Annotated in this window: 22 protein-coding genes and 1 pseudogene; 17 read left to right on the top strand and 6 right to left on the bottom strand. The window is 57.4% G+C overall.

Annotated features, from left to right (window positions below):
• Positions 1–110: 110 nt before the first annotated feature.
• Positions 111–1,544, bottom strand: coding sequence for an NAD-dependent succinate-semialdehyde dehydrogenase (locus G518_RS0106290; RefSeq protein ID WP_028601798.1), 1,434 nt, complete (start codon positions 1,542–1,544; stop codon positions 111–113).
• A 316-nt stretch (positions 1,545–1,860) separates the two neighbouring features.
• On the opposite strand from G518_RS0106290, the gene G518_RS34120 reads away from it, so the two are divergent.
• A complete protein-coding gene (locus G518_RS34120) occupies positions 1,861–2,637 on the top strand; it encodes an IclR family transcriptional regulator (RefSeq protein WP_084651567.1) in 777 nt (258 codons plus the stop codon).
• Positions 2,638–2,682: 45 nt separating this feature from the next.
• Here the strand turns inward: G518_RS34120 and G518_RS0106305 are convergent, their stop codons facing one another.
• Both G518_RS0106305 and G518_RS0106310 read right to left on the bottom strand, forming a co-directional pair.
• On the bottom strand, positions 2,683–3,306 hold the full coding sequence (locus tag G518_RS0106305) for a glutathione S-transferase family protein (RefSeq protein ID WP_028601799.1): 624 nt from the start codon (positions 3,304–3,306) through the stop codon (positions 2,683–2,685).
• A gap of 274 nt (positions 3,307–3,580) precedes the next feature.
• Positions 3,581–4,534, bottom strand: coding sequence for a LysR family transcriptional regulator (locus tag G518_RS0106310; protein WP_028601800.1), 954 nt, complete (start codon positions 4,532–4,534; stop codon positions 3,581–3,583).
• Between the two features lie 113 nt (positions 4,535–4,647).
• On the opposite strand from G518_RS0106310, the gene G518_RS0106315 reads away from it, so the two are divergent.
• The 9 genes from G518_RS0106315 (at position 4,648) to fahA (ending at position 14,582) form a co-directional block, all read left to right on the top strand.
• On the top strand, positions 4,648–5,415 hold the full coding sequence (locus G518_RS0106315) for an SDR family NAD(P)-dependent oxidoreductase (protein ID WP_028601801.1): 768 nt from the start codon (positions 4,648–4,650) through the stop codon (positions 5,413–5,415).
• A gap of 10 nt (positions 5,416–5,425) precedes the next feature.
• Positions 5,426–6,100, top strand: a complete 675-nt coding sequence (locus tag G518_RS0106320) for an EthD family reductase (RefSeq protein ID WP_028601802.1) — start codon at positions 5,426–5,428, stop codon at positions 6,098–6,100.
• Positions 6,101–6,161: 61 nt separating this feature from the next.
• Complete coding sequence (locus tag G518_RS0106325; protein ID WP_028601803.1) at positions 6,162–7,349, top strand: ABC transporter substrate-binding protein; 1,188 nt, start codon at positions 6,162–6,164, stop codon at positions 7,347–7,349.
• Positions 7,350–7,381: 32 nt separating this feature from the next.
• Positions 7,382–8,299: a branched-chain amino acid ABC transporter permease gene (locus G518_RS0106330; protein WP_211231680.1), complete on the top strand. Its 918-nt coding sequence runs from the start codon at positions 7,382–7,384 to the stop codon at positions 8,297–8,299.
• Positions 8,296–10,086, top strand: coding sequence for a branched-chain amino acid ABC transporter ATP-binding protein/permease (locus tag G518_RS0106335; protein ID WP_028601805.1), 1,791 nt, complete (start codon positions 8,296–8,298; stop codon positions 10,084–10,086). Before G518_RS0106330 ends, G518_RS0106335 begins: the two co-directional genes overlap by 4 nt.
• Positions 10,083–10,808, top strand: coding sequence for an ABC transporter ATP-binding protein (locus tag G518_RS0106340; protein WP_028601806.1), 726 nt, complete (start codon positions 10,083–10,085; stop codon positions 10,806–10,808). Before G518_RS0106335 ends, G518_RS0106340 begins: the two co-directional genes overlap by 4 nt.
• 7 nt (positions 10,809–10,815) lie before the next feature.
• Entirely contained in the window at positions 10,816–12,594 is a 1,779-nt protein-coding gene (locus G518_RS34125) for an FAD-dependent oxidoreductase (protein WP_084651531.1), read from the top strand.
• 126 nt (positions 12,595–12,720) lie between these two features.
• A complete protein-coding gene (locus G518_RS0106350; RefSeq protein WP_028601807.1) occupies positions 12,721–13,254 on the top strand; it encodes a VOC family protein in 534 nt (177 codons plus the stop codon).
• Positions 13,254–14,582 carry a fumarylacetoacetase gene (gene fahA / locus G518_RS0106355; protein ID WP_211231681.1) on the top strand — a complete coding sequence of 443 codons (1,329 nt, stop codon included), beginning with the start codon at positions 13,254–13,256 and terminating at the stop codon, positions 14,580–14,582. Before G518_RS0106350 ends, fahA begins: the two co-directional genes overlap by 1 nt.
• 159 nt (positions 14,583–14,741) lie before the next feature.
• Here fahA and G518_RS34130 read toward each other — a convergent pair whose 3' ends face one another.
• Complete coding sequence (locus G518_RS34130; protein WP_051236127.1) at positions 14,742–15,683, bottom strand: Bug family tripartite tricarboxylate transporter substrate binding protein; 942 nt, start codon at positions 15,681–15,683, stop codon at positions 14,742–14,744.
• A gap of 541 nt (positions 15,684–16,224) precedes the next feature.
• Between G518_RS34130 and G518_RS0106365 the strand changes: the two genes are divergently transcribed.
• From G518_RS0106365 to G518_RS34135, 5 genes are all read left to right on the top strand, one after another.
• Positions 16,225–17,043 carry an aspartate/glutamate racemase family protein gene (locus G518_RS0106365; RefSeq protein WP_028601809.1) on the top strand — a complete coding sequence of 273 codons (819 nt, stop codon included), beginning with the start codon at positions 16,225–16,227 and terminating at the stop codon, positions 17,041–17,043.
• Between the two features lie 29 nt (positions 17,044–17,072).
• On the top strand, positions 17,073–18,068 hold the full coding sequence (locus G518_RS0106370) for a Bug family tripartite tricarboxylate transporter substrate binding protein (protein ID WP_036593781.1): 996 nt from the start codon (positions 17,073–17,075) through the stop codon (positions 18,066–18,068).
• A gap of 27 nt (positions 18,069–18,095) precedes the next feature.
• A complete protein-coding gene (locus G518_RS0106375; protein WP_028601811.1) occupies positions 18,096–19,106 on the top strand; it encodes a Bug family tripartite tricarboxylate transporter substrate binding protein in 1,011 nt (336 codons plus the stop codon).
• A gap of 110 nt (positions 19,107–19,216) precedes the next feature.
• Entirely contained in the window at positions 19,217–19,867 is a 651-nt protein-coding gene (locus tag G518_RS0106380; RefSeq protein WP_169457905.1) for a carboxymuconolactone decarboxylase family protein, read from the top strand.
• Positions 19,864–20,589, top strand: coding sequence for an SDR family NAD(P)-dependent oxidoreductase (locus G518_RS34135; RefSeq protein WP_036593782.1), 726 nt, complete (start codon positions 19,864–19,866; stop codon positions 20,587–20,589). Before G518_RS0106380 ends, G518_RS34135 begins: the two co-directional genes overlap by 4 nt.
• Before the next feature lie 113 nt (positions 20,590–20,702).
• Here G518_RS34135 and G518_RS0106390 read toward each other — a convergent pair whose 3' ends face one another.
• Both G518_RS0106390 and G518_RS0106395 read right to left on the bottom strand, forming a co-directional pair.
• Complete coding sequence (locus G518_RS0106390) at positions 20,703–21,482, bottom strand: maleate cis-trans isomerase family protein (RefSeq protein WP_028601813.1); 780 nt, start codon at positions 21,480–21,482, stop codon at positions 20,703–20,705.
• A gap of 392 nt (positions 21,483–21,874) precedes the next feature.
• Positions 21,875–22,804 carry a helix-turn-helix domain-containing protein gene (locus G518_RS0106395; protein ID WP_028601814.1) on the bottom strand — a complete coding sequence of 310 codons (930 nt, stop codon included), beginning with the start codon at positions 22,802–22,804 and terminating at the stop codon, positions 21,875–21,877.
• Positions 22,805–22,887: 83 nt separating this feature from the next.
• Between G518_RS0106395 and G518_RS34140 the strand changes: the two are divergent.
• Together G518_RS34140 and G518_RS0106405 are read left to right on the top strand one after the other, a co-directional pair.
• Positions 22,888–24,561: pseudogene (locus G518_RS34140) on the top strand (thiamine pyrophosphate-binding protein); the annotation flags it as partial.
• Positions 24,562–24,675: 114 nt separating this feature from the next.
• On the top strand, positions 24,676–26,127 hold the full coding sequence (locus G518_RS0106405) for an aldehyde dehydrogenase (protein WP_028602029.1): 1,452 nt from the start codon (positions 24,676–24,678) through the stop codon (positions 26,125–26,127).
• The last annotated feature ends 10 nt before the right edge of the window (positions 26,128–26,137 follow it).

Genomic DNA, 26,137 nt, shown 5'->3' on the forward strand with positions numbered 1-26,137 from the left:
GAAGCACATGCAACCGCCAACCCTTATCCAGGGAATTTGCCTGCCCTGGATTGGTATGCAACATGCGTGCCATGAAGAACATCATTCTTTTGAGAGAAACGAAAATTGGGTTAAATGCCAACTTGGCTGATAAATTTTGGCGACAGGTAGGCGCTCAGACCTTCAGAACCCCCCTCGCTTCCGTAGCCGCTATCTTTGATGCCGCCAAAAGGGGTCTCCGGTGCGGCAAGCCCAAAATGATTGATAGACACCATGCCTGCGGCCAGCTCGTCAGACAAGAGCGTTGCACGTTTGATGGAACCTGTGAACGCAAATGCGGCTAAGCCAAACGGTAGGCTGTTCGCAATTGCAAGAGCGTCTTCGATCTCTTCAAACCTGACAACAGCGGCCACGGGGCCAAAGGGTTCATCCCTCATCAGCTTGGCCGACGCGGGTACGTCAGCCAGAATGGTCGGCGCGTGAAAAAAACCGTGCTCAGAGACTGGGGTGTTTTTGGTGGCTAGCGTGGCCCCGCTTCTTAATGCATCTGCTACGAAGTCCTGCATGGCCGACACGCGGCGAGCATTCGCAAGTGGCCCCATTTGAGTGGCTGAGTCCAGCCCGGAGCCGACCACGACTTTCCCCGCTGCTGCTGAAAACGAATCCAGAAACTTGTCATATACCGCCGACTGCACCAGATAGCGTGTCGGTGCAGCGCAGACTTGGCCGGCATTGCGAAATTTGAGCGTGCTGGCTATCTGCGCGGCAGCGCCAACATCGGCGTCATCGCAAACAATAAATGGTGCGTGCCCACCCAGCTCAAGCGTGCACCGTTTCAGATGTTGGCTTGCCAGCGCTCCCAGGTGTCTGCCAACCGGAACTGAACCAGTAAACGAGACCTTTCTAATCACATCGGAACGGATGAGGTACTCCGAAATTTCATGCGGCACGCCAAATACAAGATTGACCACCCCGGCTGGAACGCCCGCATCCTGAAAGCAGCGCACCAATTCCATGCACGAGGATGGTGTCTCTTCGGGCCCCTTCGCAATGATTGAGCAACCCGCGGCGAGTGCCCCGGCTATCTTGCGGACCAACTGTGAAACAGGGAAGTTCCACGGACTGAAAGCGGCCACCGGACCTATCGGCTCCTGCAGAACCGTTTGCCGGACACCGATCGCGCGGGACGGTATCACTCGGCCGTAGGCACGACGACCTTCCTCGGCATACCAGTCGATGTGGTCGCCCGCACCACCAGCTTCCATCCTGGCTTCTGCAATCGGCTTACCCTGTTCACGGGTAATCATCTGAGCGATTTCTTCCGCCCTGGCCCGAGTCAAATCGGCGGCCTTTCGCAAGATCCTGGATCGCTCATAGGCGGACGTTTTTCGCCAGATCTCAAATCCCCGTGAAGCTGATTCGAGGGCTGCCGCCAAATCCTCAGGGCCTGCGAAGCCCACCTCATACAGTTTCTTGCCTGTCGCCGGGTCAATCACATCGCCCGCCAGCCTATGGCGCCCCGCTGTCCACTCGTTGTTGACAAAAATTGACTTCAGTTTCTCCATGGCGTGTCTTTCATTTGTTTCTTTCAAAAGAATATCATTCTTCTCAAAGAAACACAATGCAAATTGATTTCGGGTTAAACCTGTTGACAGGTTTTCAGCCCGTAGCTCGCCAAAACGATTTCCCGACGTTGATCGTGCGCCTCAAGCGCGGCTGCATCTGATGAACGTCGACTTGAATGGGATGAGGCAACTGATGGCTTGGGGAGGTGGTTTAGGATTGGAATTTGTGCGTCTGTTCGCAGCCAATTGAAAGCCCTTCGTGAAAAAGCTTCCGTCAACCGCTCCTGTACCCGTCGGAATTCTCGAGTCCGTAGGAATGGTGTTTCAGTTACTCGACAAATTGATGTTTGCGCGTGGCCCTATCGGAATCACCGAGATGGCGGAGTTGCTCAATGAACCCAAGCCTCGCGTGTACCGTCATCTCGCCTCATTAAGACAACTGGGTATCGTCGAACAAGATTCCCAGACAGAAAAGTACCGCCTGGGCGCCCGACTGGTTGTTTACGGGCAGGCTGCCAGTGAGCAGTTTGACTTGAGGGCCATAGCGGACCCGTATCTCACACGCCTGCGAGATGCCACAGGGGAGTCCGCCATGGTGTCTATTGCAACCAATGGAACCGCGCTGGTGATTGCCACCGCAGACTCTCTCAATAATGTTTGCATTTCGGTCAAGCCGGGCAACAGGGTGCATGCGCACTGCACCGCGCAGGGGCGGATCGTTCTTGCTTTTACCGAGGAATCTGCTCTGAACCAGGTCGCTGCAAGTGAGATGCGAAAGTTTAATGCGTCCACCATCTGCACATCCACAAATCTGCGTCAGAGGGTCGCTCTCGTTAAAGAACGCATGTGGGATGTCGCAGAAGGGGAAATTACCCCGGGCATCAGTGCAATTGCTGCTCCTGTCTTCAGGAATGAGAACACGCTCGCGGGAACCATAGGAATCGTGGGTGCGAGCGTTAACATTCCGGCCGATCCGCCCATTGCGCTGGTCAGGGAAGTGCAGAAGATTGCAGCGGAAATGAGCGAACGTTTAAACAACCATAGCTACTCGGCTGTCTTTTCCAAGACCCGGGAAGGCCGGCGCCGGAGTTAAGCATCGCTTCTTCGAATCCTGTTCTGTAGATTTTCAGAGCACGGCTCACGCAATACCATTGCGGCCATGCAGCTGGAAACCTCTCCTTTCGTTGAGGCGATCGTAGTAAGCCTCAACCGCTGGTAGTTCAGGGCGTTCCATCGGCGTCATGAACCATCGATGAGTCGATAGCCCGAGCACAACGTCGGCGAGCGTGAAATGCTCGCTCGCGACGAAGGCACCTGTCGTCTGCAGACGTGTTTCAAGAATTTGCATGTGGCGGTTCCATCCGTCAATGCCTGCTTGCAGCAGGTGCGGGTCCTGGTGTTCGGCGCTCCCACGCACCAGAGACAGGAACGGATACCGCCATGAAGGGTTGAGTTCGGCCACTTGCCAGTCCATCCACTGCTCAACACAGGCGCGCTCACGGGGATGGGCCGGCAGCAGTGAAGTACCGCCGCGACTTGTCGCCAAGTACCGGCAGATCGTGTTGGACTCCCACAGAACAAACCCGTCGTCGACGATAACGGGAACCATCGCGTTGGGGTTAAGAGCAAGGAACTCCGGTACCTTGGTGTCGCGATGGTCTGAGCCCCAGTATTCAATCTCATGAGAGATATCAAGCTCCACGCAAGTCCAAAGTACCTTGCGCACATTGATGGATGAGGGTTTGCCCAGGATTTTTAGCATGGAGGTCTTGGGATCATTCGTGATAGTGCCTCTTAGCTTTGATTAAAGCGAGAAGCGCGCTGGAAATTCAGGCCTTATTGTGGGATCTGTTGTCAGGGAAAAAAAACGTTTTCAGGCTGTTAAATCGATTTACAGCTCACAAGCTGTTTAAGCAGTCTTTGCTATGTTTTTAGCTTGCGAACCAAGATGCGTAGATCAAGAAAACAGCTCATGTTATGTATGAATTCGCCCTGCTGTACAAGGTTTTCTGACTCTTGTCGCCTGGGGCGTATTTCTACGATCGTGTGAGTCCGTCGCTTTGTGAGTGAATCCTTCTTTCCCAGGGCGGAATGGGAACGAAGTGTTCAATGAGCCCGTCAACCACTGCCCGGACTTTCGGGGTGACTTGTCGGCTACGTGGCCAGACAACGTGAATCGGCCAACCATCACATGCGTGGTCGCTTAGAACCTGCTGCAGTTTCCCCGAGGCCAGGTCATCGGCCACAAGCCATGTGGGCAGTTGCGCAAGTCCAAAGCCTGCGATGGCTGCGTCGGCAATGACGTCTCCGCTGGCAAACGCAAAGTGCCCGTCGACAGCATGCGAGCGTGTGCCTCCTGTCGCGTCCTTGAATATCCAAGGATTGGGCCGGGTTGACCGGTTGTAGGTAATGCAATCGTGGAGGCTTAGATCTTCAATGCTCTTGGGCTCGCCACGCGCGCGCAGATACTTTGGTGACGCGCAAACCACCATCGACTGCACGCCCAACCTTCTGGCAACCAGCTCAGAGCTGTCTTCTAGATGCCCAATACGGACAACCAGATCAATATCCTCTTCGAGCAGGTCGGTGTGTTTATTGGTGAAGGAAACGTCCAGGCGCAATTTTGGATAGCGCCCGGCGATCTCCAGAAGAACCGGGGTTACGGAATGCCTGCCGAAGACGATGGGGAGATCAATGCGAATCCTTCCTGATGGCGTCCCGCTGTGAAGGGCCAGGCGGTCCTCTGCATCACTGAGCTCACGTAGGGCACGGCAACACCCTTCGTAGTAGGTGCGCCCTTGGTCGGTAAGTCCCAGGCTTCTTGTGGTGCGATTCAGCAGACGCACGCCAAGGCGCTCCTCAAGCTGAGCGACCGCCTTTCCCACTGCAGATTTAGTCAAACCAAGGTGGTCAGCCGCTGCCGTGAAGCTTCCGCTGTCAACGGACTGAATAAAGGCCTTGATTCCACTGAGTCGCTCTAGTTCACTCATGTTGATTGAAGAAAAAAAGTATTCAACGTGTAGATAAATGGCTTGTTTATCTTAGAAAAATTCTCCAATAAAGTCCATCTCGTAGATCGAAACACATCAACAGAGGAACCTAAATGAACTTGGATTTGCAATCGCGTACCTGCGTGGTGACGGGTGCTAGCGCGGGGATCGGTCGTGGCATCGCAAAGGTGCTGGCTAAGGAAGGTGTTCGCCTGGCAGTCGTGGGGCGAAGGAAAGCACTGCTTGAGGAATTGGCGAGTGAAATCCAAGGCGAAGGGGGAGCACGGCCTCTGCTCATTGCGGAAGACCTCGCCAGCTCTGATGGTCCGGCCAAAGTAGCGAAACAGGCGCTGGCCGAGTTTGGCCGAGTGGACATCCTTGTGAGCAACGCTGGCGCTTCCAGGCCCATAGAACTGGAGAGCGGTCCCGCGACTGAGCTCATCTGGGAAGAGGCGCATGCCTTGAATTTCACCGCGGGGCGCCGTCTGGCTGATGCGCTGCTTCCTGGCATGCGTGCAGCGAAGTGGGGACGCATTGTCAACGTGACTGGCTACATGGAACCACGGCATCTCAACGCCGCGTATTCGGCAAAGGCAGCCATGAACGTCTGGGCCAAAGCTCTTTCTGTGGCGGTCGCCAAGGACGGGGTGGCCATCAACTGCATCGCACCGGGCCTCATTAAAAGCGAGCAAATCCTTGGGCGCATCCTGCCGGATGAACAGATCCGCCAGTCGTTTGTCGACGCCAACATCCCCATTGGGTACTTGGGCGAACCGGAAGACATTGGAAACCTGGTTGCATTTCTTTCATCCCCGCTGGCCGGGTACATCACCGGCGCCCTTATTCCGGTCGATGGTGGGATGCACTACTACGCAGGATAAGGAGATAGCTGTGATCAACCGATTTGTCTTCATTGAGCGGAAGACCGATATCTCGCTGGATGCTTTCCGTCAGCACTGGCGTCAGGTCCACGCTCCCATCGCTGCTCAACTACCTCGACTGCGTCAATACACGCAGTACGACGAAGTAGGCGATTCATTGCGTGGCCTTCTGTTGGGCAGCAAGGTGGCCATTGATGGCATTGCGCTGCTCGCATTCGACACCATCCAGGATATCGAAGCCGCATTTACGCCAGAAATCGTGGAGGCGCTTGTCGCTGATGAGGGTCATTTCATCGGCAAGTTGGAATTGGTATCCACCGTTCCACACCTTCTGGGCAAGCTGCCAGAGGAGGAGGGTAGTGCGCGGCGCATCTCGCTTATCAAGCGAACGCCTGGCACCACTCTCAGCGAGTTTCAGCAACGCTGGTGGCATGACGGGGGCAAGACCGGTTCAGTGCCAGAAGGGGCTCACGCCTGCATTCGAAACCTGGTGATCGACCGTGGATTTGGGCGTAAGCGTGACACCCCTTACGAGGAATTTCCTTTTGACGGAATTGAAGAAACCGTCATGAAAGACGGAGTGAGCGGAGAGGCCTTGTCGAAAGAGCGCTTTGGGCGGCCGGCGATGGGACCCTACGCCGAAGAGTTAGCAGTGTTCACGGTCAAGGCGTATCCCATCGTCTAGGACACGTGGGGCGGAAAAGTTGGCGTGTGCAAAGAACGAAAAATCAATTTAGGAGACAAACATGAAACTACATTCTTCCATCAAGGGATTGTTCGCGGCGGCGTTGGCTACCGCGTCGTTAGGGGTGGCTGCTCAGGCAATCAAGCTGGGTTTCAACGGCGACATATCAGCATCGCCAACAGCCCAATCCGGTCAGGTGGCACTTCTCGGAATACAGGCAGCCATCGAAGACATCAACAAGTCTGGCGGTCTTCTTGGACGCCAGCTTACCCTTCTGGTGCGGGACGACCAAGCTCAGCCCCCACGATCGCTTCAGATCATGAATGAGCTGATCGACAATGAAAAAGTTGCTGCGGTATTTGGCCCCACACTTTCTGGAAATGCGCTGGCATGGCGTCATATTCCCAATGAAAAGAAAACTCCAGTGATCGTTCCTATTGCAGCAGGAACTGCTGTAACGAAGGCACCAGGATCGAACAACTTCATTTTTCGCGTCTCCATGGTGGATCGTGATCAAGTTGCCGGGCTGATGGCGTACGTGAAGAAAAACCCAGGGTCCAAGCGCGTGGGATTCTTCGCCGAGACCAGTGGGTACGGGCTCGGTGGCTTGAAAGACTCGGAGGAAATTGCGGCGTTGCACGGAATCAAGCCTGTCATCGTCGAGAAATTCGAAGCACGTGATACGGACATGACTTCGCAGCTGAACAAGGCGAAGGCGGCGGGTGTGGACACGGTGGTGGTCTGGGCGCAAAGCGTACCGATTGCCCACCTGCTGCGCAGTATGGAAAAGCTCAACTACTTTCCATTGGTTCTCGCCAGCTGGGCGGCCGGCAACGATGCGTTTGTTCAGGTGGCCGGGAAAAATCTGGTCAGCAAGCCGCTCTTCATGACGACCGTTGCAGATGAGAATTCAGGCAAAAATTCAGAGTTGTACAGGCGTCTGGCCAACAAGATTCCCAACGCCAGCCTGTACTTGTTCGCAGCTCAAGGGTATGACGCTGTGAGTCTCTTCGCCGCAGCCGTCAGACAAGCCAAATCGATTGATGGCGTTAAGGTCAAAGAGGCGCTGGAGAGTCTCCAGCTACCGCTGGAGGGTTACGTCAAGACCTACAAAGTTCCCTTCTCCGCATCGCAGCATGAAGCCTTGGGATCGAGTGATTTCCGATGGGTCCGCTGGAGTGATGGCCGCGTGGTTTCCTACTCTGATTCAGTGACGTCTTCCCTGAAAGCCAGCGACTACAAGAAGTAGGTCGGCCGCGAAACGCATTTCAAGGAGGCATCATGACAGAGCTGTTACAGGCCATCATTGGTGGGCTGGCGATTGGTGGAATCTATGCGCTCGCTGCGCTTAGCTTCAGCATCACGTTCACGACCACCAAAACCCTCAATTTTGCGCAAGGCGATTTCACATCAGTCGGTGCGTTGATCGGAGCTTCGGTGGCGCTCATGGTGATGGGACGGCCGTTCACTTCCGGATTTGGCGGCGAAGCTATAGGCGTTTGGCATTCCGTGATTTCGATCATTGCAGTGGTTGCAATATGTGCAATCGCTGGCGCCATTCTCTATCTGGCTGCAGTGAAGCCGTTTGCGGGCAAGCCGGGTTTGTCCTGGGTGATGAGCACACTCGGCTTCGGCGTTGTGCTTCAGAGTGTCGCTCTAGGAGTTTGGGGACCAGGGTCGATCATGGTGCCTTCACCGCTAGGCGATGAACTCTTGCGCTTCGCGGGTGCTGCAGTGCGTCCGCAGGAGCTACTGGTGATTGCCGTGAGTCTTGGCGTGGCGTTGGCGTTCGATTGGATGCTGAACCACACGATTGCCGGCAAGACCATGCGCGCCGTTGCCCATAGTCCGCAGCTGGCCAGCTTGATGGGAATCAATGTGGGTGTGGTGATGATTGCAGCATTTGCGATCAGTACGGCACTTGCGGGGCTCAGCGGTGTACTCGTCGCGCCAATCACTTCCGTGTCGATCTACATGGGCCTTGTCATTGCGCTTAAGGGGTTCTGTAGTGCCATTGTGGGCGGGATGACCAACCCCAGAGGCTGTGTGATCGGCGGGTTCTCGCTGGGTCTTCTGGAATCGGCTATCAATCTCTGGCAGGCGCAGTGGCGTGAAGTAGTTGTGTTCATGCTTGTCATTCTTGTGCTCTCCTTGAAGCCAACTGGATTGTTTGGCAAGCAAATGGTGGAGAAGGTATGAACAGTCGTACTTCAACACTTCTCGGCTTGGTTGCGGTGTCCGGGGTGGGTATTTGCGCGTTTGCGTTTGCAAACGACTTCTATCTCCGGATTCTCTTCATGATTTGCGTGTACTACCTGTGCGCTAGCGGCACCAATGTTCTGGTTGGCTTTGCCGGTCAGAAATCGTTAGGCCAGGCTGGTCTTTTCGCGGCAGGCGCCTACACCGCGGCGGTTCTCACTTCCCGGTATGGAGTCAACCCATGGATTGCCTTTTTGTGCGCGCCGTTGGTTGCTGGACTCATTGGAGCGTTGATCGCGTTGCCCGCGCTGCGAGTGAAAGGGCCGTATCTTGCACTCGTCACGCTGGCTTTTGGCGTCATGGTGGAGAAGATCGCCACAGAGTGGGTCGACTTCTTCGGAGGGCCACAAGGCATCTACGGTGTTGGACCTCTTACGTACCAGGGACAAGCATTGACAAGCGCGCAGTGGTTGTGGCTTGCTCTGGCGGTTTGCACTTTGGTCCACCTTGGTTTGCGCAGCTTGCTTTCCGGCAAGTTCGGCAGAGCGCTCCTGTCGATCAACACTGACGAAATCGCTGCAGCCTCGACCGGGGTCAACGTGCATCGCTACAAACTCCTTGCATTCGTGGTCTCCGCAGTGACCTGCGGATTGGCCGGGGCACTTGTGGCGCAACAAAACCAGTACTTCAACTCGGATTTCGTCACTCTGCATCTATCGATCTTCATCCTCCTTCTGGTGCTTTTTGGAGGCGCGGGAACGCTTCTGGGTCCGCTCGTCGCGGCCATTCTTCTCGTGGCTTCAGATGCGCTTCTCGCACGTTGGCCAGCGATTCAGCATCTTGCTTACGGAGCACTCTTGCTGTTCGCGCTTTACTTCATGCCGCGGGGAGTGGTTGGTGCAATCCAGGATCTGTTCGCCTTGAAGAAGCCGCCTGTGAAGAATGATCCAGCTGGAGATTCGAACGTGCGGTGCCTGGCCAGGCGCGAACTGAAGGCGGCCAGTGGAAGTTTGCTGAGTGTCATGTCGCTTCGAAAAGCATTTGGCGGCGTGTGCGTGGCTGACGACATATCTTTCAACATCGAATCCGGTCGAATATATGCGCTGATCGGGCCCAACGGCGCAGGTAAAAGCACGCTAGTCAACATGCTAACGGGGCTTGTGCCATCAACGTCAGGGCGCGTGGTCTTCCACGGAACGGATATTTCAGGAATGGCTGCTCACGAGATCTGTCGCCAAGGCATTGCGAGAACGTTTCAGAATATTCGTCTGTTCGGCGATCTATCTGTGATGCAGAACGTCATGGTGGGCAATCACAGCCAGATGAGCACAGGTCTGTGGTCTGCTGTACTTGCGATGCCAGGAGCACGGCGAGAGGAGAGGTCCAAGCAGCAGCGCACGCTAGCCATTCTCAATATGCTGGGCCTTAGCCAGTACAGAGAATTGCCGGCGCGCTCACTTTCCTACGGCCTCCAAAGACGAGTGGAGCTCGCTCGATGCTTGGCAAGTGCACCGTCCTTGCTGCTACTCGATGAGCCGGCTGCGGGTTTGAATCCGCAAGAAGTCAAAGAGTTTGGCCGTCTGATCCGCATGATCAATGAGGCGGGAGTCACCGTCCTGATGATCGAGCACCACATGGACTTGGTTATGAGCGTATCCGATCACGTGATCGTGCTCGATGAAGGGCGCAAGATTGCCGAGGGTTTGCCCGCTGACGTGCAAGCGAGCCCAGCGGTTGTCGAAGCCTATCTTGGACCACAGCTTTCGAGGGAGCTTGCCCTAGCATGACTAAGAGCCATGAACTTCAAATGCGATCAGTGGACGTGCGCTACGGCGCGGTTCAAGCGCTGCACGGCATATCGCTGGAGGTGCGTTCCAACGAAATCGTTGCACTTATCGGGGCGAACGGAGCTGGAAAGACAACACTGCTCAAGTGCATTGCAGGCCTCGAGAAGGCCGCCGCAGGTACCGTGCATTTCGGTGATCTCGATCTGAACAGGCTACCTCCTCATGAGCGAGTGAAGGCTGGTATCGCGTTGGCGCCAGAAGGCAGGGGAATATTCCCGGATCAGACCGTTGAACAGAACCTGGAGCTGGGGGGGTACGTTCTGCGTGGAGACCGCACGGCCCTTGGAAGGAATACAGAACTGGTCTTCGACCTTTTCCCGCGGCTTAAGGAGCGACGCACCCAGATGGCTGGAACCATGTCAGGCGGGGAGCAACAGATGCTTGCGATCGGGCGGGCATTGATGAGCGAGCCTCGCTTGTTGCTGCTCGATGAGCCCTCGCTTGGATTGGCACCTCTGGTCATTGTCGAAATATTCACAGCCATTCAGGGGCTTCGTGCGCAAGGGCAGACCATTCTGCTCATTGAGCAGATGGCGCAGCAAGCGTTAGCAATTGCTGATCGAGGATACGTTCTTGAGAATGGAACGATCACGTTGGAGGGGACTGGTTCCAGTCTCGCGAATGACCCCAAGGTGCGCCAGGCGTACCTTGGAATGCACTAGGCTGGCTATGGAACCTAAAAACTTTTCTTCTTCTACCGCGACCAGCGCTACCGCCAGGCCGGAAACGTCAAATGCACACTGGTGCGATCTGCTTGTCATTGGCAGTGGTGCCGCCGGACTCTCCTCCGCTGTGACCGCCGCCCATCGAGGCCTGCAGGTCGTCGTCGCGGAGAAGGAGCCCTTGTATGGGGGCACAACTGCACGATCTGGTGGTTGGCTTTGGGTTCCGGGAAATCCTCTGGCCAAGGAGGCCGGGTTGCCCGACACCCGAGCTGACGCACTGGCCTATATGCGTCACGAGGCTGGCGAGTTCTTTCATGAAGAACTGGCAGCCGCTTTTCTGGACAACGGACCGAAGGCCATTGAGTTTTTCAGGAAAAATACTGCTGTGCAGTTCGAGATGCCTGTACGCATTCCGGATTACCACGCAGAAGCACCAGGTGGGTCATTAGGTGCGCGATCGATCGTTGCTGCGCCGTTCGATGGCCGCTTGCTCGGGGATCAAGTGGAGTACCTAGCCCCGCCGTTGCATGAGCTCACGGTTTTCGGTGTGATGGTTGCATCCGGCGCCGATTACACGCATTTTTTACATGCTACGCAGTCATTGCGATCTGCGTGGTACGTCACCCGCAGACTATCCATACATTTCCTGCAGAAGTTGCGCTATGGACGGGGAATGAAGCTGGTCAATGGTAATGCACTGGTCGGCCGCCTGGCAAAATCCGCGTTCGATCTGGGCGTGGACCTATGGCTGCAGTCCCCCGCGCAGCGCCTGATAGTTGAAGACGGTCGCGTGGTGGGCGCCATCATTCGCCGCGCTGGTTCAGATGTACGAGTGATGGCCCGCCATGGAGTTGTCTTGGCCTGCGGGGGCTACCCACACGACATCGAAAGGCGAGGGCTCACTTTTCCCGGCTCAGGGGCCGGCGAACGGCACTATTCACCCGCGCCGGCGGGCAACACCGGAGATGGAATCCGGATGGGTGAAGGAGTAGGCGGCTATACGCCCAAGCTTGCCGAGCCAGCGGCTTGGCTTCCAGTGTCTATAACTACTCGCAAGGACGGGAGCAAAGGGGTCAATCCGCACATCTTCGACAAATCAAAGCCGGGCGTCATTGCGGTTTCATTGACGGGCTTAAGGTTTGCTAATGAAGGCAACTCATATCACGATTTCGTTCGTGCCATGAGAGCGCAGTCCGCACCGGAGGCGGAGGTTGCGGCGTGGCTTATCTGTGACCACAAAGCCCTTCGAAAGTATGGCTTGGGATACGTCAAACCCTTCCCATTTCCAATTGGCCGGCACCTTGCGTCCGGGTATTTGATCCGTGCAAATAGCGTGTCTGAACTTGCAAAAAAGTTGAGTGTGAAGACGGGCATTCTCGTGTCGACTGTGGAGCGCTACAACCAACTGGCCACGACAGGAGTCGATGACGACTATGGAAAGGGTGACCTGATCTACAACCGTTACCTCGGTGATCCCTGGAACAAGCCGAATCCAAACATGTCGCCGCTCGAAACCGGTCCCTATTACGCAGTGAAGTTGCTGGTGGGGGATCTGGGTACCTTCGCCGGGTTGGCGACGGATGGGTCGCTTCGCGTTGTTGATCAGTCCGGCCACCGAATCTCCGGCCTCTATGCGGTTGGAAACGACATCTCCAGCGTTATGGGGGGGAGCTACCCCGGCGCCGGGATAACGCTAGGGCCTGCTCTGACATTTGGCTATTTGGTCGGGATCACGGTTGCAGACGAAGCTGAACGGCTGCACACGACTGAAACCGGCACATAAAGATATTACTGAGCCATGCCGAGATCTCGCGCGGGGCACCCGTGCGGGTGAACGGCCCCTGCACGACCTCTTGTAGAGCGAAGTGCTTTTTTGATTAGTCAGTGTTCTAAAGATCAGGAGCGTTCAATGAAGATTCAAAGAATCCATCACGTGGCATATCGCTGCAAGGATGCGAAGAAAACGGTGGATTGGTATGCCCAATACCTTGAAATGCCGTTTCAGATGGCGTTCGCAGAGGACAGTGTGCCGTCCACAGGGGCTGCGGACCCGTACATGCATATTTTTCTCGATGCTGGAGCGGGGAATGTCCTTGCATTCTTTGAAGTACCCAACTCGCCACCTATGGGACGCGATACCAATACGCCAGACTGGGTTCAGCACATCGCGTTTGAAGTGGAGTCGGTCAAAGAATTGGAGTCTGCCAAGTCCCGGCTGGAGGCGGACGGGATTCCGGTCGCCGGCGTGACGGACCACGCGTTATTCAAATCAATCTATTTCTTTGATCTGAATGGACATCGTTTGGAACTGACGGTTGATACGAGCACGCCGGAACTGAGTGAACGAGCTGCAAACGTGAGGTGGGAGATGCTTGATGAGTGGGACCGCACTCGACGCGCGCCTAGACAAGCTGCGTGGTTGCATCAAGGTGGAGGCCGATAGTGAAGCAATTTTTGAACACTACGCACGACCCGTCTCTAAAAAGTTGGGTGGCAAGTGCAAACCATCCAGAAGCCGAGTTTCCAATTCAGAATCTTCCGTTCTCGGTTTTTCGGAGGCACCAGCGCGACGAATCGTTTCGAGGAGGCGTAGCAATCGGGGATCAAGTTCTAGACATGCGTGTGGCTTGCAACTCCGGCATATTCACAGGGCTTGCAGCAGAGGCCGCAGTTGCTGCCGGCCAAGACAAGCTGAACGCTCTAATGGCCCTTGGGGCTCCTGCATGGAGTGCATTGAGGAGGGCACTATCCGACGCACTCGCAGAAGGATCACCTGCGCAATCCATATTGAGCCAATGTTTGGTTCCAACGAGCGAGGTGGAGTTTGATGTGCCGGCTCGTATCGGCGGGTACACCGACTTCTACACCTCGATCCATCACGCCACCAATCTTGGGCGTCAGTTTCGTCCGGACAACCCCTTGCTACCTAATTTTAAATGGATTCCGATTGGCTACCACGGGCGGACATCAAGCATCGGTATCTCGGGTGAATCCATCACGCGCCCTCTGGGGCAGGTGATGCTTCCCGGAGAGGACACTCCAACGGTTGTCCCATCTCGCTGCCTGGATATGGAGCTTGAGCTGGGTATCTTCATTGGGCCCGGGAGCCGCCGTGGCGAGCCCGTGGCGATAGGCGAAGCCGAGCAGCAGCTATTTGGACTTTGTTTGTTGAACGACTGGTCTACGCGTGACGTCCAACGTTGGGAGTACCAACCATTGGGCCCATTCCTAGCCAAGAATTTCGCGTCCACAATTTCGCCTTGGATCGTGACGATGGAGGCGTTAGCTCCGTTTCGCGTCCCGTACACGCGATCGGGGGAAGATCCCGCCCCCCTGCCGTATCTGGATTCACCTGAGAATAGACAAAGAGGCTTGCTGGACATCAAGATGCAAGCTGATTTGATGACACCGAGCATGCACGCTGCCGGTCTTGCACCTGAGACTCTGTGCGTGACCAGCTATCGGCATGCCTATTGGACACCAGCCCAACTAGTCGCGCATCACACCATGAACGGATGCAATCTTCAGCCCGGAGATATGTTGGGTAGCGGCACTATGTCAGGGCCCGGCACGGGCGAATCCGCAGCGCTCATAGAAATAACAGGAGGTGCCAAGAATCCTGTAGCGCTTCCGTCAGGTGAGAGCCGAACGTGGCTGGAAGATGGCGACACGGTGATTCTGCGAGCTTGGTGCGAGAGACCCGGATCTGTTCGCATTGGGTTTGGGGCTTGCAGTGGAACGATTCTTCCTTCGCGACCACACGCCTTCTAAGGTGTTTGACCGTCGTTGAACGACCAGCTCAACTCCACTCCTAACTCCAGAGCCTCGATTCGCTGTCCAAACGCTGTGGGCGCAAGCGTACCGTCCGCCGGCGTCTTTTCATTCTTGTATCCGTCCTGCTTAAGCGGGACGGATTCTTTTCAATGACGGTTACTGCACCCGCACATCAGCCTTCTGAATCACGTCCTTCATCAGCTCGTCGTCCTTGGCGATCTGGGCTTTGAATTCCTTAGGACCTTGATACGACGGAGCCATGCTCATCTTGGTGAGTTTTTCAGTATCCATGGACTGCATTACTTCGCGTGAAGCTTCGCCGAGTTTGTCGACCACGTCTTGAGGCGTGCCTTTGGGCGCAAACACGCCATACCAGTTTGGTGTGTCCAGGTCTACGCCAACTTCCTTGAGGGTGGGCACATTCTTGAGTTCGGGGTGGTGAATATTGACCATGCTCACCATGGGCCGCAATTGGCCGGCCTTCACCTGGGGAACGACAACGCTGTCGTAAACGAAATCCACGCGGCCAGAGATGAGATCGGGAATGAATTCGGCAGAACCCTTGTAGGGTACATGCACGGTCTTCACGCCCAGCTTGAGGTTCATCAGTTCGCCCATCAGGTGCGTCATGGTGGCAGGGCCAGCCGAAGCGAATGAGTACTTGCCCGGGTTTTTCTTCAGCTCTGCCACCAGTTCGTTGAAGGTGTTGGCAGGGAAGTCTTTGCGTACGACCATCACGGGTATCCATGAGGTGAGCTTGGCCACAGGCACGAACGCATCGAGCGGGTCCATGCCCATTTTGGTGAGGTGCGGAGTGGCCACGAAAACGGCGGTGGGTGCGACGAGCAAGGTATTGCCATCAGCCGGTGCGCGTGCCGCTGCTTGAGCGCCGATCAGAGCGCCTGCGCCCGGTCGATTTTCCACCACTACCGGCCGGCCTAGCTTTTTGCCCAAGGCTTCCGCATAGAGCCGACCGATGTTGTCGGAATTGCCGCCAGCAGGGTAGGGCACGATGACACGCAGAGTCTTGTCTTGCTGAGCCATGGCAGGCAGTGCCAGGGCCAGGGAAGTCAGCGCGAGCGCCAGTCGTCTTTTCATGGTCTGTCTCTCTTCTTTATGGTGATGGTTTTAGTATGAGCTATTTCCCTAACTTTAGGCAAAGCAGGGTTTTCGCGTCTAGACGAAATGCCGATCACCTTCCTCAAGATCGGGGTTAATTGGTGACAACGTACGCAAGATTTCATGCGCTGGTCGCGCAATCTGTGCCGATCAATATGTTGACCTATACGTCAGGAATGGTGCGACCGGATTCCGTCAGCCTGTCGTCCGTTGAGGTGTTAATGCGGGACGGTACGCGTGCCTCAAGGGCTCCGGCGAGGTATTCGGCGGTCCATTAGGACCAACCTTTCCAGCTTGGTTCATGACCACGGTCCAAATTTTCTCTATGCGGTCGATCTTCGTGGGAAAGACATCGCTTGCGCTGAGCTACCTCGTTGGGTGGCTTGCACAGGGTTGCGCTGATTTCACTCGATTGCGGCTTTACAAGAATGACTGGACTGTTATTATTAGCGATATCTAATAACGCTAAGCGTAACGTAACTATGATCTGGTGCTAAAAATGAGAATCTGGTATCAAAGTTTGACCAAAGCTTCAGCCTGGCCGGCATACAACGCAGCGCTCAGGGATGTGCTCGTCGGCGTTGCAGAGCCAGATACCGAGATCGAAATTCATGGAATCACCGGTCGTGGTGGCGTTGGTGATCAATACCGCTATCTGGAATTCATCGAAACACTCGAGGTGCTTGAAAACGTCGAGCGCGCCACCCGCGAAGGCTTCGACGCCTTTCTGATCGGCAATAGCTGCGATCCTGGCTTGCGTGAAGCGCGCGAGATTACCGATATGCCTGTGTTGGGCTTAGGCGAGACCTCGGGCTACGTTGCGAGTCTCATGGCCGGCAATTTCGCGATCGTGACCGGATCGCAAAAGCATGTGCCACGCCTCATCGAGAACTATCGCCGCTATGGCCACGCGCTCACGCTGCACAGTGCGCGCTCGATGCAGATGATTCGTCTTGTCGATCTGGACGAGGGTTTCTCGAACCCGGCCGTAGGCGCGGCGTTGATAGAACGATTCCTATCGGAAGCCGAATCGGTTGCCGCCGAAGGCGCCGAATTGGTGATTCCAGCAGTCGGCGTGCTCATGGCACTGCTGGCTCGCGAACAGGTACATGAGACTGCCTCCGGCATCCCGATCATGAATGGTGTAAAGGCTCTCGTGAAGATGGGCGAGACCGCTGTGAAGCTGCGCGCTTCCATGGGTGGCGTTTGGACTTCGCGTCGAAATGCATATCAGCAGCCACCGGCCAGCCAGCTTGCAGAGATCCGTCGTCACTACGGCGCAGTCTACTCAACGTTGCCAGACCCGGACTCAGACACCGGTCTCAAAGCCAATTCTTGACTCGACCTACTCGACCTACTGGAATCCTTATGAAGCCCTTCGTCATCTTGCCTTTCGCAGTTCGCCGTGCCATGTTTCTTGGCATCGCCGGCTGCTTCGCTCTGTCTGCTGTGCCCGCACTCGCGCAGGACTATCCGAACAGGCCGATCAAGATCATCGTGCCCTATGGTGCCGGTGGAAGCGTCGATGCGATTGGCCGCACGCTCGCCCAGGAACTCACGCAGAGACTCGGGCAACCGGTCGTGGTTGAAAACAAGACCGGTGCGGGCAGCAACGTGGGGTCCACATTCGTAGCCAAGGCGCCGGCGGACGGCTATACGCTGCTTCTCACTTCCCCTGGCAATGCGATCAACGTCACGTTGTTCAAGACGATGCCCTATGACGTCAAGACCGAGCTGACGCAGGTCGCAGTGGTCGCCCACGCGCCCGGCATCCTGCTGGTCCGTCCGTCGTTTCCGGCGAACAACCTGAAGGAGTTCGTCGCGATGGCAAAGAAGGCGCCTGGTACCTTGAATTTCGGGTCGGGTGGTCCTGGCAGCTCCGAGCATCTCGCGGCCGAAATGTTCAAGACCCTTGCCGGAATCGACCTGACCCATGTTCCCTATAAGGGCGGCTCCGCGGCAGTCAACGATGTTCTTGGCGGGCATGTACAGGCCTATTTCACAAACCAGGCCAACGTGATCGGCCAGATCAAGGGCAATGCTGTCAAAGTGATTGCCACGGCGGCCACACAACGCTCAGCGCTTTTGCCTAACGTGCCCACGTTCGCGGAAGAGGGCTATCCGGAGCAGCAGGTGTCGGTCTGGTGGGGCATTGCTGCGCCGGCCAAGACACCTGTTGCGATTCTGGATCGGCTGAACAAGGAAATACTCGCAGCGGGCGCTTCAGCTGGCATGCGTCAGCGCGTAGCCGAAATGGGAGCGGAATCGCTCACCACGACCAGGGAACAGGCCAACGCATTTCTGGATGCAGAAATTCTCCGCTGGGGTCAGGCTGTGAAGTCGTCAAACGCCCAAGTCAACTGAGTATTACAACCACCGAAGGCCTCCACCATGTCAAAGACTGACGTCTCCACCAAATCCATGCATCGACGCACCGTGCTCGGCGCTCTTGGCGCTGGGCTCGCAGCCCATGCGATGCCGGTGTTCTCGCAAGCTGACGCATGGCGGCCTTCGAAGCCGATACGGCTTATCAATGGCTTTGCTGCCGGTGGCTCGGGTGACCTCGTTTGTCGCATCCTGGCTGAAGGCCTGCGGCCGATCCTCGGACAGGCTGTGGTGGTCGAAACCCGCGCCGGTGCCAATGGATTCATAGCGGCGGAGGCAGTCGCTCGCTCTGTACCCGATGGCTTAACTATCGGCTTTGCAACGATGAGTATGCTGGCGGTTGCGCCGCAGTTGCCAGGCATGAAGATCCCGTTCGACCCGAAAACGGACCTGACCCCGATTGGATCTGTTGCCAACATCTTCTCGCTTCTGGTCTCTTCGAATGACGCACCTTTCAAGACGGTCCCCGAATTGATCGCCCATGCGAAGGCGCATCCAGGCGCAATTTCGTATGCGTCAGCGGGAACCGGATCCATTGGCCATCTCGCTGGTGAACTGTTTCGCCGCCAGGCCAACATCGACATTGTTCATGTGCCTTACAAGGGCGGGTCGCAGGCGATGATCGATCTGCAGGCCGGCCGCGTGCAGATGTTGCTGGGAAACATGTCTGATTACCTCGGTCAAGTGAAGGCTGGGCAATTGCGCGGCATCGCGTTTGGTGGTGAACGCGCATCCCCGCAGCTTGCAGGGCTTCCGTTGATCAGCCGCACGTTGCCTGACTTCAACATGAGTAACTGGTTCAGCATAGTGGGCCCCGCCAACATGCCGCAGCCGATCACGAATGCGCTCTCGAGTGCGATTCAGAAGGCGCTGGCCGATCCTGGCGTGATTCAGCGTCTCTCGGAACTTGGGGCGGAACCGCTGTCGTCCACTCAACCCCAGTTTGTGCGACTGATTGAGGCCGAGCGCACGCGGTGGGGTGACGTGATTCGCTCGGCCAATATTCGGGTCGAGTGATGGTGGCTGCGATGCCAAAAACTCCCTACAGGCCCACGGCTGAAGCCGTGCGTCAGCGCATTGAGGACTTTCGAGCGCGCCGCGGCTATGTTTTGCCTCACCAGGGTGTCATGGCTGCGGCGTTGCCGGAGCTGCAGGATGTGTACGGCACGATCTACAAGACACTCACGCTTGACCTGCATCACCTCAGCGAATTCGAGCGCGAGTTTGTCTGGCTTGCATTGCTCACAGCAGCAAAAGAAAAGATCGGCAAACATCACATCCAGCTGTTTTTCCAGCATGGTGGTACCGACCGACTCGCGGAAGCGGCGTTCAGGCTGGTGGCGTGGTCGCAGGGAGTGGATGCCTACAAATTTCTCGAGGCGCACTGGGAAGGGTATTTTCCGGAGCCGGGTGCGCGTCGCGCGTACGTGACGGGAAAGCAAGCACTGCTGTCGGAGTTTTCCGAACTACCCCATGAACTCGCGCATTTGGCGTTGCTCGTGTCGTTTGCGTCGCGCGACGAGCATTGGGGGCTGGAAGTGGAGCTTGAGCACTGCTATGAATGCGGAGTGGCTGAGACGAAGATTGCAGAAGCACTGAGCCTTGTGCTCTGGCCCTGCGGTGTCAATCGATTCCTCGAAGCCAGCGACGTCTGGTTGAAGGTCCTTCAGTCTGGCAAGGTTGATGCTTCCGAACCGTTTCAAGCTTGGGCGGCCACGCCCGATCAGGACGGATTCCAACTCGCACCCAGAACTCCAGTTGGAAAGGCCAAGGGATGAGTGGCGCACGCCGTATTGCGATCAGTGGAAGCACTGGGGGACTCGGTCGTGGAATCGCGCAACGGTTCCACGATGCTGGTGACAGCTTGCTGCTTATCGATACCAATCGCGCTGCGCTCGATGAGTTGCGCGCTGCGCATTTTCCGCGCGCCGATATCCTCATCTGTGATCAGACGCACTCGTCAGATATCGATGCCTTCAGCGTTGCTGCATCCGATGTGGATGTCTTCATCAACAACGCGGCCATGACTCTGCGCAAGCCGCTTGAGGAAATGTCGCACACGGAGGTGCGGCTCGTTCTAGATACGAACGCCGCCGGACCCATCGCCATGGCCATCGCCGCTGCACGCGGGATGTTGATGCGCAAGAGCGGCGTGATCGTCAACGTGACCTCGCAGCTTGCTTTCAAACCGACGCCGGGTCGCGCGACTTATGGCGCCGCCAAGGCCGCGTTGGTTCACTTCACCAGGACGGCAGCATCCGAATGGATTGGCAGAGGGGTCAGGGTGGTGGGTATCGCGCCTGGCCCGATCGACACCCCGATGGTGCGCGAGCTCCTTGCAACGCCTGAGGGAACTGAAAAGCTGATGGCAGGCATGCCGATCGGACGCCTCATGAGCGTGAGCGAGATTGCGGAATCGATCCATTTCCTGACATCGCCTGCTGCGTCCGGCATTGTTGGTGAAGTGTTGGTAGCCGATGGTGGCAATCTGCTGACCTGACGAAGTCGAGCGCTTATCGCAGGCGAACATGAGTGCTCCCTACCTTGTTGTCTGTCACCTTCGATGTACCAGCCGGTAGAGTGTTGTAAGAAGGACCTTTTGGTGCGACGCCGCTAGCTTTGAAGTCGTTGCGTCCACCCGCCAAACAGGGACTCACCTTTGCCGGGCGAGGGGAGCGCTGCTGGCGAACCTGTTTTCCTGAGTAGTGACCAGGCCAGGCACAGGTTCGAAGAAAGAACCGGTTTGCCGACCGAAGCCGAGATGAGCGGAATCGCACGTAGCGTGGGCATGCCGGTACCGGTGAGCAGAACGACGTCTGCGTCGCTCGTGTCCAACTGCTGGACGTGCTCGAGAAGATGCCGCGAGCGAACCAGGTACACGCTGCGCGTGTCCGATGGATCGAGTGAAACCGTTGTAGTGTCGGTGACTTCATAGCCGCAAGATGCCCAGTACTTCTGGCTGGCATCGCTCAGCCACTGCGGGTAGGGTGCAAAGATAGCAATCTTGCGCGCGCCGAGATGGTTCAGCGCCTCGCGAATGGCTTGGGCGGCACTAATCACCGGATAGCCGAAGCGCTCGGAGATCTCTCCGAACTGCCGGTCTTCGGATTCGTGACCAATCAGATACGAGGTTCCAGTGCACGCGAAGCCCACTCCATCCAGGGGTGCGGTGTCGTAGGCTTCGAGACTCCTATCGAAATTTTCGAGGTAGTCGAGGAGGCGATTGTTCGAGTTAGTGCGGCTTCCTCGCAGCCGTGTCACGAGCATGCTGACTCTATTGGGCATGAGCGCCGCCATCTCTGGCTCCACGGTGGGGTTCGCCTGCGGTACGGCAATGCCGAACGTTGCTAGTGCGCCGTATTCTCTGTCGTGCAGTGTGTCGTTCGAGTTCATGTCTGGATCATTCAAAAGCTGAGCGGTTTTTGCGGATGTCGGGGCAGGGCGTTGGCCGTCTGGTGAGATGAATCGGAAGGCCGACGGACGACGGCCTAGTCGTCACGCCACATGTTTTTTTCTCATGATTGCCAAATTCGCCTGAATGAATCCGCACGAAATGCGCTGCCTCAGGCAAGCACAGACGCTTGGTGAGCCATTGAGGGAAGTGCCGGGGCCAGGAAAGTCAGCGCGAGCGCCAGTCGTCTTTTCATGGTCTATCTCTCTTCTTTATGGTGATGGTTTTAGTATGAGCTATTTCCCTAACTTTAGGCAAAGCAGGGTTTTCATATGGTTCCGTTTTTGCGCGTGGGGAGCTAGAGGCGCTGAAGAACGGCGCGACGTCTCGGCTGTCAAACTGCAGAACGCGCCAGCGGTTCGGCGGTCTTCACACCTTCAGTGATGCTGGTCCGATATTCAGAGGGTGTCTGTCCCATCTCTCGAGTGAAGAACCTGCTGAAGTAGGCAGGATCTTCATACCCCAGTTTGGAGGCGACTATTGCCACCGGCGCGGGGGTGTAGGCAAGCAAGCGCCGCGCCTCCAGGAGAACGCGATCATGCAAGATTTGGAGCGCCGACTTACCACCTACCTTGCGGCACGTCCGGCTCAAGTGGTCAGGTGTCACACCCAGGGTGCAAGCGTAAAAATCCATCGACCTATGTTCCACATGGTGCTTCTCAACCAACGTTGTGTATCGTTGCAGCAGAGTATCCCGCACGCCGCGTGAACTCTCGCGTTCGAACTGATCGCGGCGGTGACGCAAGGCAAAGACTGCAATCAGAGTGGCGAGCGCCAACAGGGCGTGCACTCGGCCCGGTGCACTCTCTACGAATTCGCGCGCAACCTGCTCAAACAAAGCGCCGACCGCGGCGTGATCGGCATCCATCGTCGTGATGACGAAAGAGGCGTCCAAGGTGCTGTCAACCAATTCGGAGCTGCCAAGCAGAGTGCGCAGCGTAGCTGTCGGAATGGTGACTTGATGCCCCACTGCGCCAGCGGTATATCGGAATCCGTGCACTGAACCCGGTGAAAGCACGATCAAGGTCGGACCAACCGCTTCGAACGGACGCCCGTCAATAGTTCCCGTCACCGCGCCACGGCTGAGCAGTTGGAATTGGTGTAAACCCTCGTGGCGATGTGCGGGAATCGTCCAGTCCATCTCTTCGCCTCTCACGGCTACTGACTCGTAGTGCAGACAATCGTCAGGCTCGTCGTGACGGACTTCGCGGAAAGGAACGAGTAGTTGCGGCGCTGGCTTCATGGTGCCGATTGTCGTAGTCATGCCGGGAAAGTCCAAGAATACTCAGAAATGTCCATCGCTTGGAAAGGAGATGTAGTCGACGATTGGCGCCTCTGGCCTCAACAATGACTCGTAACCCTCTATCCCCAGTGGACACACTCTTTAAGCATTCTCAGGCGGCTCCGTTGCGCCTCAACGGAGCGCAGGCGCTAGTTCGCATCCTGCTGGCTGAAGGTGTGGACACGGTGTTCGGCATCGTCGGCGGCAAGCTCTCGCCGCTGTTCCATGCACTGAGCCAAGAGCCGAAAATCCGCTTCATCGGCGTGCGGCACGAAGCCGCGGGGCCGATGATGGCTGCCGCCGTCAATGCAGGCACCGGCAAGATGTCGGTGGCGGTGGGTGAGTTGGGCCCTGGCGGGCTCAATATGGCTTCCGGCCTGGGGGTTGCTTTCAACAACAACCTGCCGCTCCTGGCTATTACCACCAACCAGCACCGAGCATCCTCGTATCCGCACAGCGGCGTGTTCATGGATATGGACACGAAAGCCGTCACCACTCCCCTGACGAAATGGAATGCGGTGGTACAGGATGCGCGTCGCATGCCCGAGCTGGCGCGGCGTGCATTCCGTGAAGCCTTGAGTGGCCGGCCCGGCCCGGTGCACCTGGACATCCCGCAGGACGTGCTGGGTGAAGTGCATGCCTTTGCGGCCGATGAGTTTGATGTGGCGCCGGCGCGATACCGCGCCACGCTCCCGCCGCGTCCCGCCGATGCGGCGGTCGAGGCCGCCGTGGCGCTCCTGCGCCATGCCAAGCGTCCGCTCGTGGTCGGCGGCGGTGGGGTAGTGGTGGCAGGCGCTGCCGCTGCGCTGCGCGAACTGGCTCAGCGCCTGAACGCCCCTGTGGTTCCCACGCAGATGGCTTTGGGCGTCGTGCCCTCCGACAGCCCTCACTTCATCGGCCACGGCGGGATCATCGCGGGAGAATCCGTCAAGCATGCCTTCGAACGTGCCGACGTCATCATCAGCATTGGTTGCCGATGGTCCTCGTGGATGTGGGACGAGCGCGGTGCACTCGCACGGCGCCACCACAAGCTCATCAACGTCAATATAGACCCTTCTGCGCTGGGCGGGGCAGCCATGCATGATGTGGCGATGCAGGCGGACGCCGGCGAGGCCTTGCGCGATATTCTCGCCGCACTCGGCGATGATGCACGGGCCGACGGCACCTGGCTCGCTGAAGTCCGCGCCGTTCGCGCCCGCTACGAACGAAAGCTGGCCATTATGGCCACCGATACGGAAGAGACGATGCATCCCGCCGCTTTGGCGAAAGCCATAGCCGATGCATTGCCTAAGGACTCACTCGCTGTTTACGACGGCGGCCACACCACTTTCTGGAGCAATGACTTCACACCGGTCCATGAGGTGCGCACGCGCTTCCACGAACCGGGCATGAGCCATCTGGGCTACGGACTGCCGGCGGCCATTGCGCTCAAGTCGCAGCGCCCAGAAAAGACCGTGGTGAACATCACGGGCGACGGCGCCTTCGGCTTCACGCTCAATGAGCTGGACACCGCACGCCGCTATCGGCTGCAGGTTATCACCATCATCCACAACAACGCTGCCTGGGGCGTGATCCGCATGGGCCAGAAGCTGGGCCTGGATTTCGAGATGGGCACCGCGCTGGAGGATACCGACTACGCGGCCATTGCACGCGGCTTCGGTTGTCACGGGGAAGTGGTCACGCGCGCTGGTGACATAGCCGGTGCACTGCAACGCGCCATCGCTTCCGGGTTGCCAGCAGTGCTGGACTGCCGCACCAAATTCCTACCCCATCCTTCGGTGGGGCAATTCGTCAGTATGAACAAGTATGGCTTTCAGTCGCTCACGCGCGTGCAAGCACACAAGGAGAACACCATGAACGATATCCGCATGCTCATCGGGGGCGAGAAGGCCACTTCAGCTTCTGGCAAGACCTTCGAGCGGCGCAACCCGCTGGACGGTACAGTCGCCACACGCGCACCTGCCGCCACGGTCCAGGATGCCGTGACCGCGGTCGATGCAGCCGCCAAGGCTTTCCCCGCATGGTCAGCGATGGGCCCTGGTGCGCGCCGAGCCCTGCTGCAAAAGGCGGCTATGACGCTGGAAGCGAACGCACCCAAGTTCATCGAGGCGATGGCTGCCGAGACAGGCGCCGCTGGGCCCTGGGCCGGTTTTAACGTGCATTTGGCCGCGGGCATGCTGCAGGAAGCAGCCGCGATCACGACGCAGATCGGCGGCGAGGTCATCCCCTCTGATGTGCCAGGCAGTCTGGCAATGGGCCTGCGCGTGCCCGCCGGTGTGGTGCTGGGCATCGCACCGTGGAATGCACCTGTGATTCTGGGTGTGCGTGCGATCGCTACGCCGCTGGCGTGCGGCAACACGGTCGTTCTTAAAGGCTCGGAGCTTTGCCCTGCCACGCACGGCCTCATCATCGAAGCGCTTCAGGAAGCAGGCTTGCCGCCCGGCGTGGTGAACTTCGTGACCAATGCGCCGGCAGACGCTGCAGAAATCGTCGAAGCGATGGTCAGCCATCCTGCCGTGCGCCGCGTCAACTTTACCGGTTCGACCAAGGTCGGAAGGATCATCGCGCAGACCTGCGCCAAATACTTGAAGCCAGCCATTCTGGAACTGGGCGGCAAGGCTCCAATGGTGGTGCTGGACGATGCAGACCTCGACGCGGCGGTCGATGGCGCGGTGTTCGGCGCTTTCGCGAACTCGGGCCAGATTTGCATGTCAACTGAGCGTCTCGTGGTGGACGACAAGGTAGCCGACACCTTTGTCGCCAAGCTGGCTGCTCGCGCTGTGGGCCTGCCGCTGGGTGACCCGCGCAAAGGTCCCGTCGTACTGGGCTCCGTTGTGGATATGAGTACTGTTGAGCGTTGCAACGCAATGATCGACGATGCGCTGGCCAAGGGCGCCACGCTCGTGTGCGGCGGAAAAAGCGACAACACGCTCATGCCGGCCACGGTGCTCGACCATGTGACGAGCGATATGAAGATCTATCACGACGAAAGCTTTGGTCCGGTCAAGCCCGTCGTGCGTGTCCATGGTGTTGAGGCCGCTATCGCCTGTGCCAACGACAACCCATATGGCCTGTCCGCCGCAGTGTTTGGCCGCGATGTGGCCCGCGCCATGCAGGTGGCGCAGCGCATCGAGTCAGGCATATGCCACGTGAACGGCCCCACGGTGCACGACGAAGCGCAGATGCCATTCGGCGGAACGAAGGACTCCGGTTACGGCCGGTTCGGCGGCAAGGCGGGCATTGAGGCCTTCACCGAACTGCGCTGGATCACCGTGCAGACGACCCCGCGTCACTACCCATTTTGATCAAATAATT

The sequence above is a fragment of the Ottowia thiooxydans DSM 14619 genome (assembly GCF_000422885.1).
Taxonomy (GTDB): Bacteria; Pseudomonadota; Gammaproteobacteria; order Burkholderiales; family Burkholderiaceae_C; genus Ottowia; species Ottowia thiooxydans.

Coding starts and splice junctions, on each gene's coding strand:
- G518_RS0106290 (WP_028601798.1), bottom strand. CDS start 1,544: ATGGAGAAACTGAAGTCAATTTTTGTCAACAACGAGTGGACAGCGGGG.
- G518_RS34120 (WP_084651567.1), top strand. CDS start 1,861: ATGGTGTTTCAGTTACTCGACAAATTGATGTTTGCGCGTGGCCCTATC.
- G518_RS0106305 (WP_028601799.1), bottom strand. CDS start 3,306: ATGCTAAAAATCCTGGGCAAACCCTCATCCATCAATGTGCGCAAGGTA.
- G518_RS0106310 (WP_028601800.1), bottom strand. CDS start 4,534: ATGAGTGAACTAGAGCGACTCAGTGGAATCAAGGCCTTTATTCAGTCC.
- G518_RS0106315 (WP_028601801.1), top strand. CDS start 4,648: ATGAACTTGGATTTGCAATCGCGTACCTGCGTGGTGACGGGTGCTAGC.
- G518_RS0106325 (WP_028601803.1), top strand. CDS start 6,162: ATGAAACTACATTCTTCCATCAAGGGATTGTTCGCGGCGGCGTTGGCT.
- G518_RS0106330 (WP_211231680.1), top strand. CDS start 7,382: ATGACAGAGCTGTTACAGGCCATCATTGGTGGGCTGGCGATTGGTGGA.
- G518_RS0106335 (WP_028601805.1), top strand. CDS start 8,296: ATGAACAGTCGTACTTCAACACTTCTCGGCTTGGTTGCGGTGTCCGGG.
- G518_RS0106340 (WP_028601806.1), top strand. CDS start 10,083: ATGACTAAGAGCCATGAACTTCAAATGCGATCAGTGGACGTGCGCTAC.
- G518_RS34125 (WP_084651531.1), top strand. CDS start 10,816: ATGGAACCTAAAAACTTTTCTTCTTCTACCGCGACCAGCGCTACCGCC.
- G518_RS0106350 (WP_028601807.1), top strand. CDS start 12,721: ATGAAGATTCAAAGAATCCATCACGTGGCATATCGCTGCAAGGATGCG.
- G518_RS34130 (WP_051236127.1), bottom strand. CDS start 15,683: ATGAAAAGACGACTGGCGCTCGCGCTGACTTCCCTGGCCCTGGCACTG.
- G518_RS0106370 (WP_036593781.1), top strand. CDS start 17,073: ATGAAGCCCTTCGTCATCTTGCCTTTCGCAGTTCGCCGTGCCATGTTT.
- G518_RS0106375 (WP_028601811.1), top strand. CDS start 18,096: ATGTCAAAGACTGACGTCTCCACCAAATCCATGCATCGACGCACCGTG.
- G518_RS0106380 (WP_169457905.1), top strand. CDS start 19,217: ATGGCTGCGGCGTTGCCGGAGCTGCAGGATGTGTACGGCACGATCTAC.
- G518_RS34135 (WP_036593782.1), top strand. CDS start 19,864: ATGAGTGGCGCACGCCGTATTGCGATCAGTGGAAGCACTGGGGGACTC.
- G518_RS0106390 (WP_028601813.1), bottom strand. CDS start 21,482: ATGAACTCGAACGACACACTGCACGACAGAGAATACGGCGCACTAGCA.
- G518_RS0106395 (WP_028601814.1), bottom strand. CDS start 22,804: ATGACTACGACAATCGGCACCATGAAGCCAGCGCCGCAACTACTCGTT.
- G518_RS0106405 (WP_028602029.1), top strand. CDS start 24,676: ATGAACGATATCCGCATGCTCATCGGGGGCGAGAAGGCCACTTCAGCT.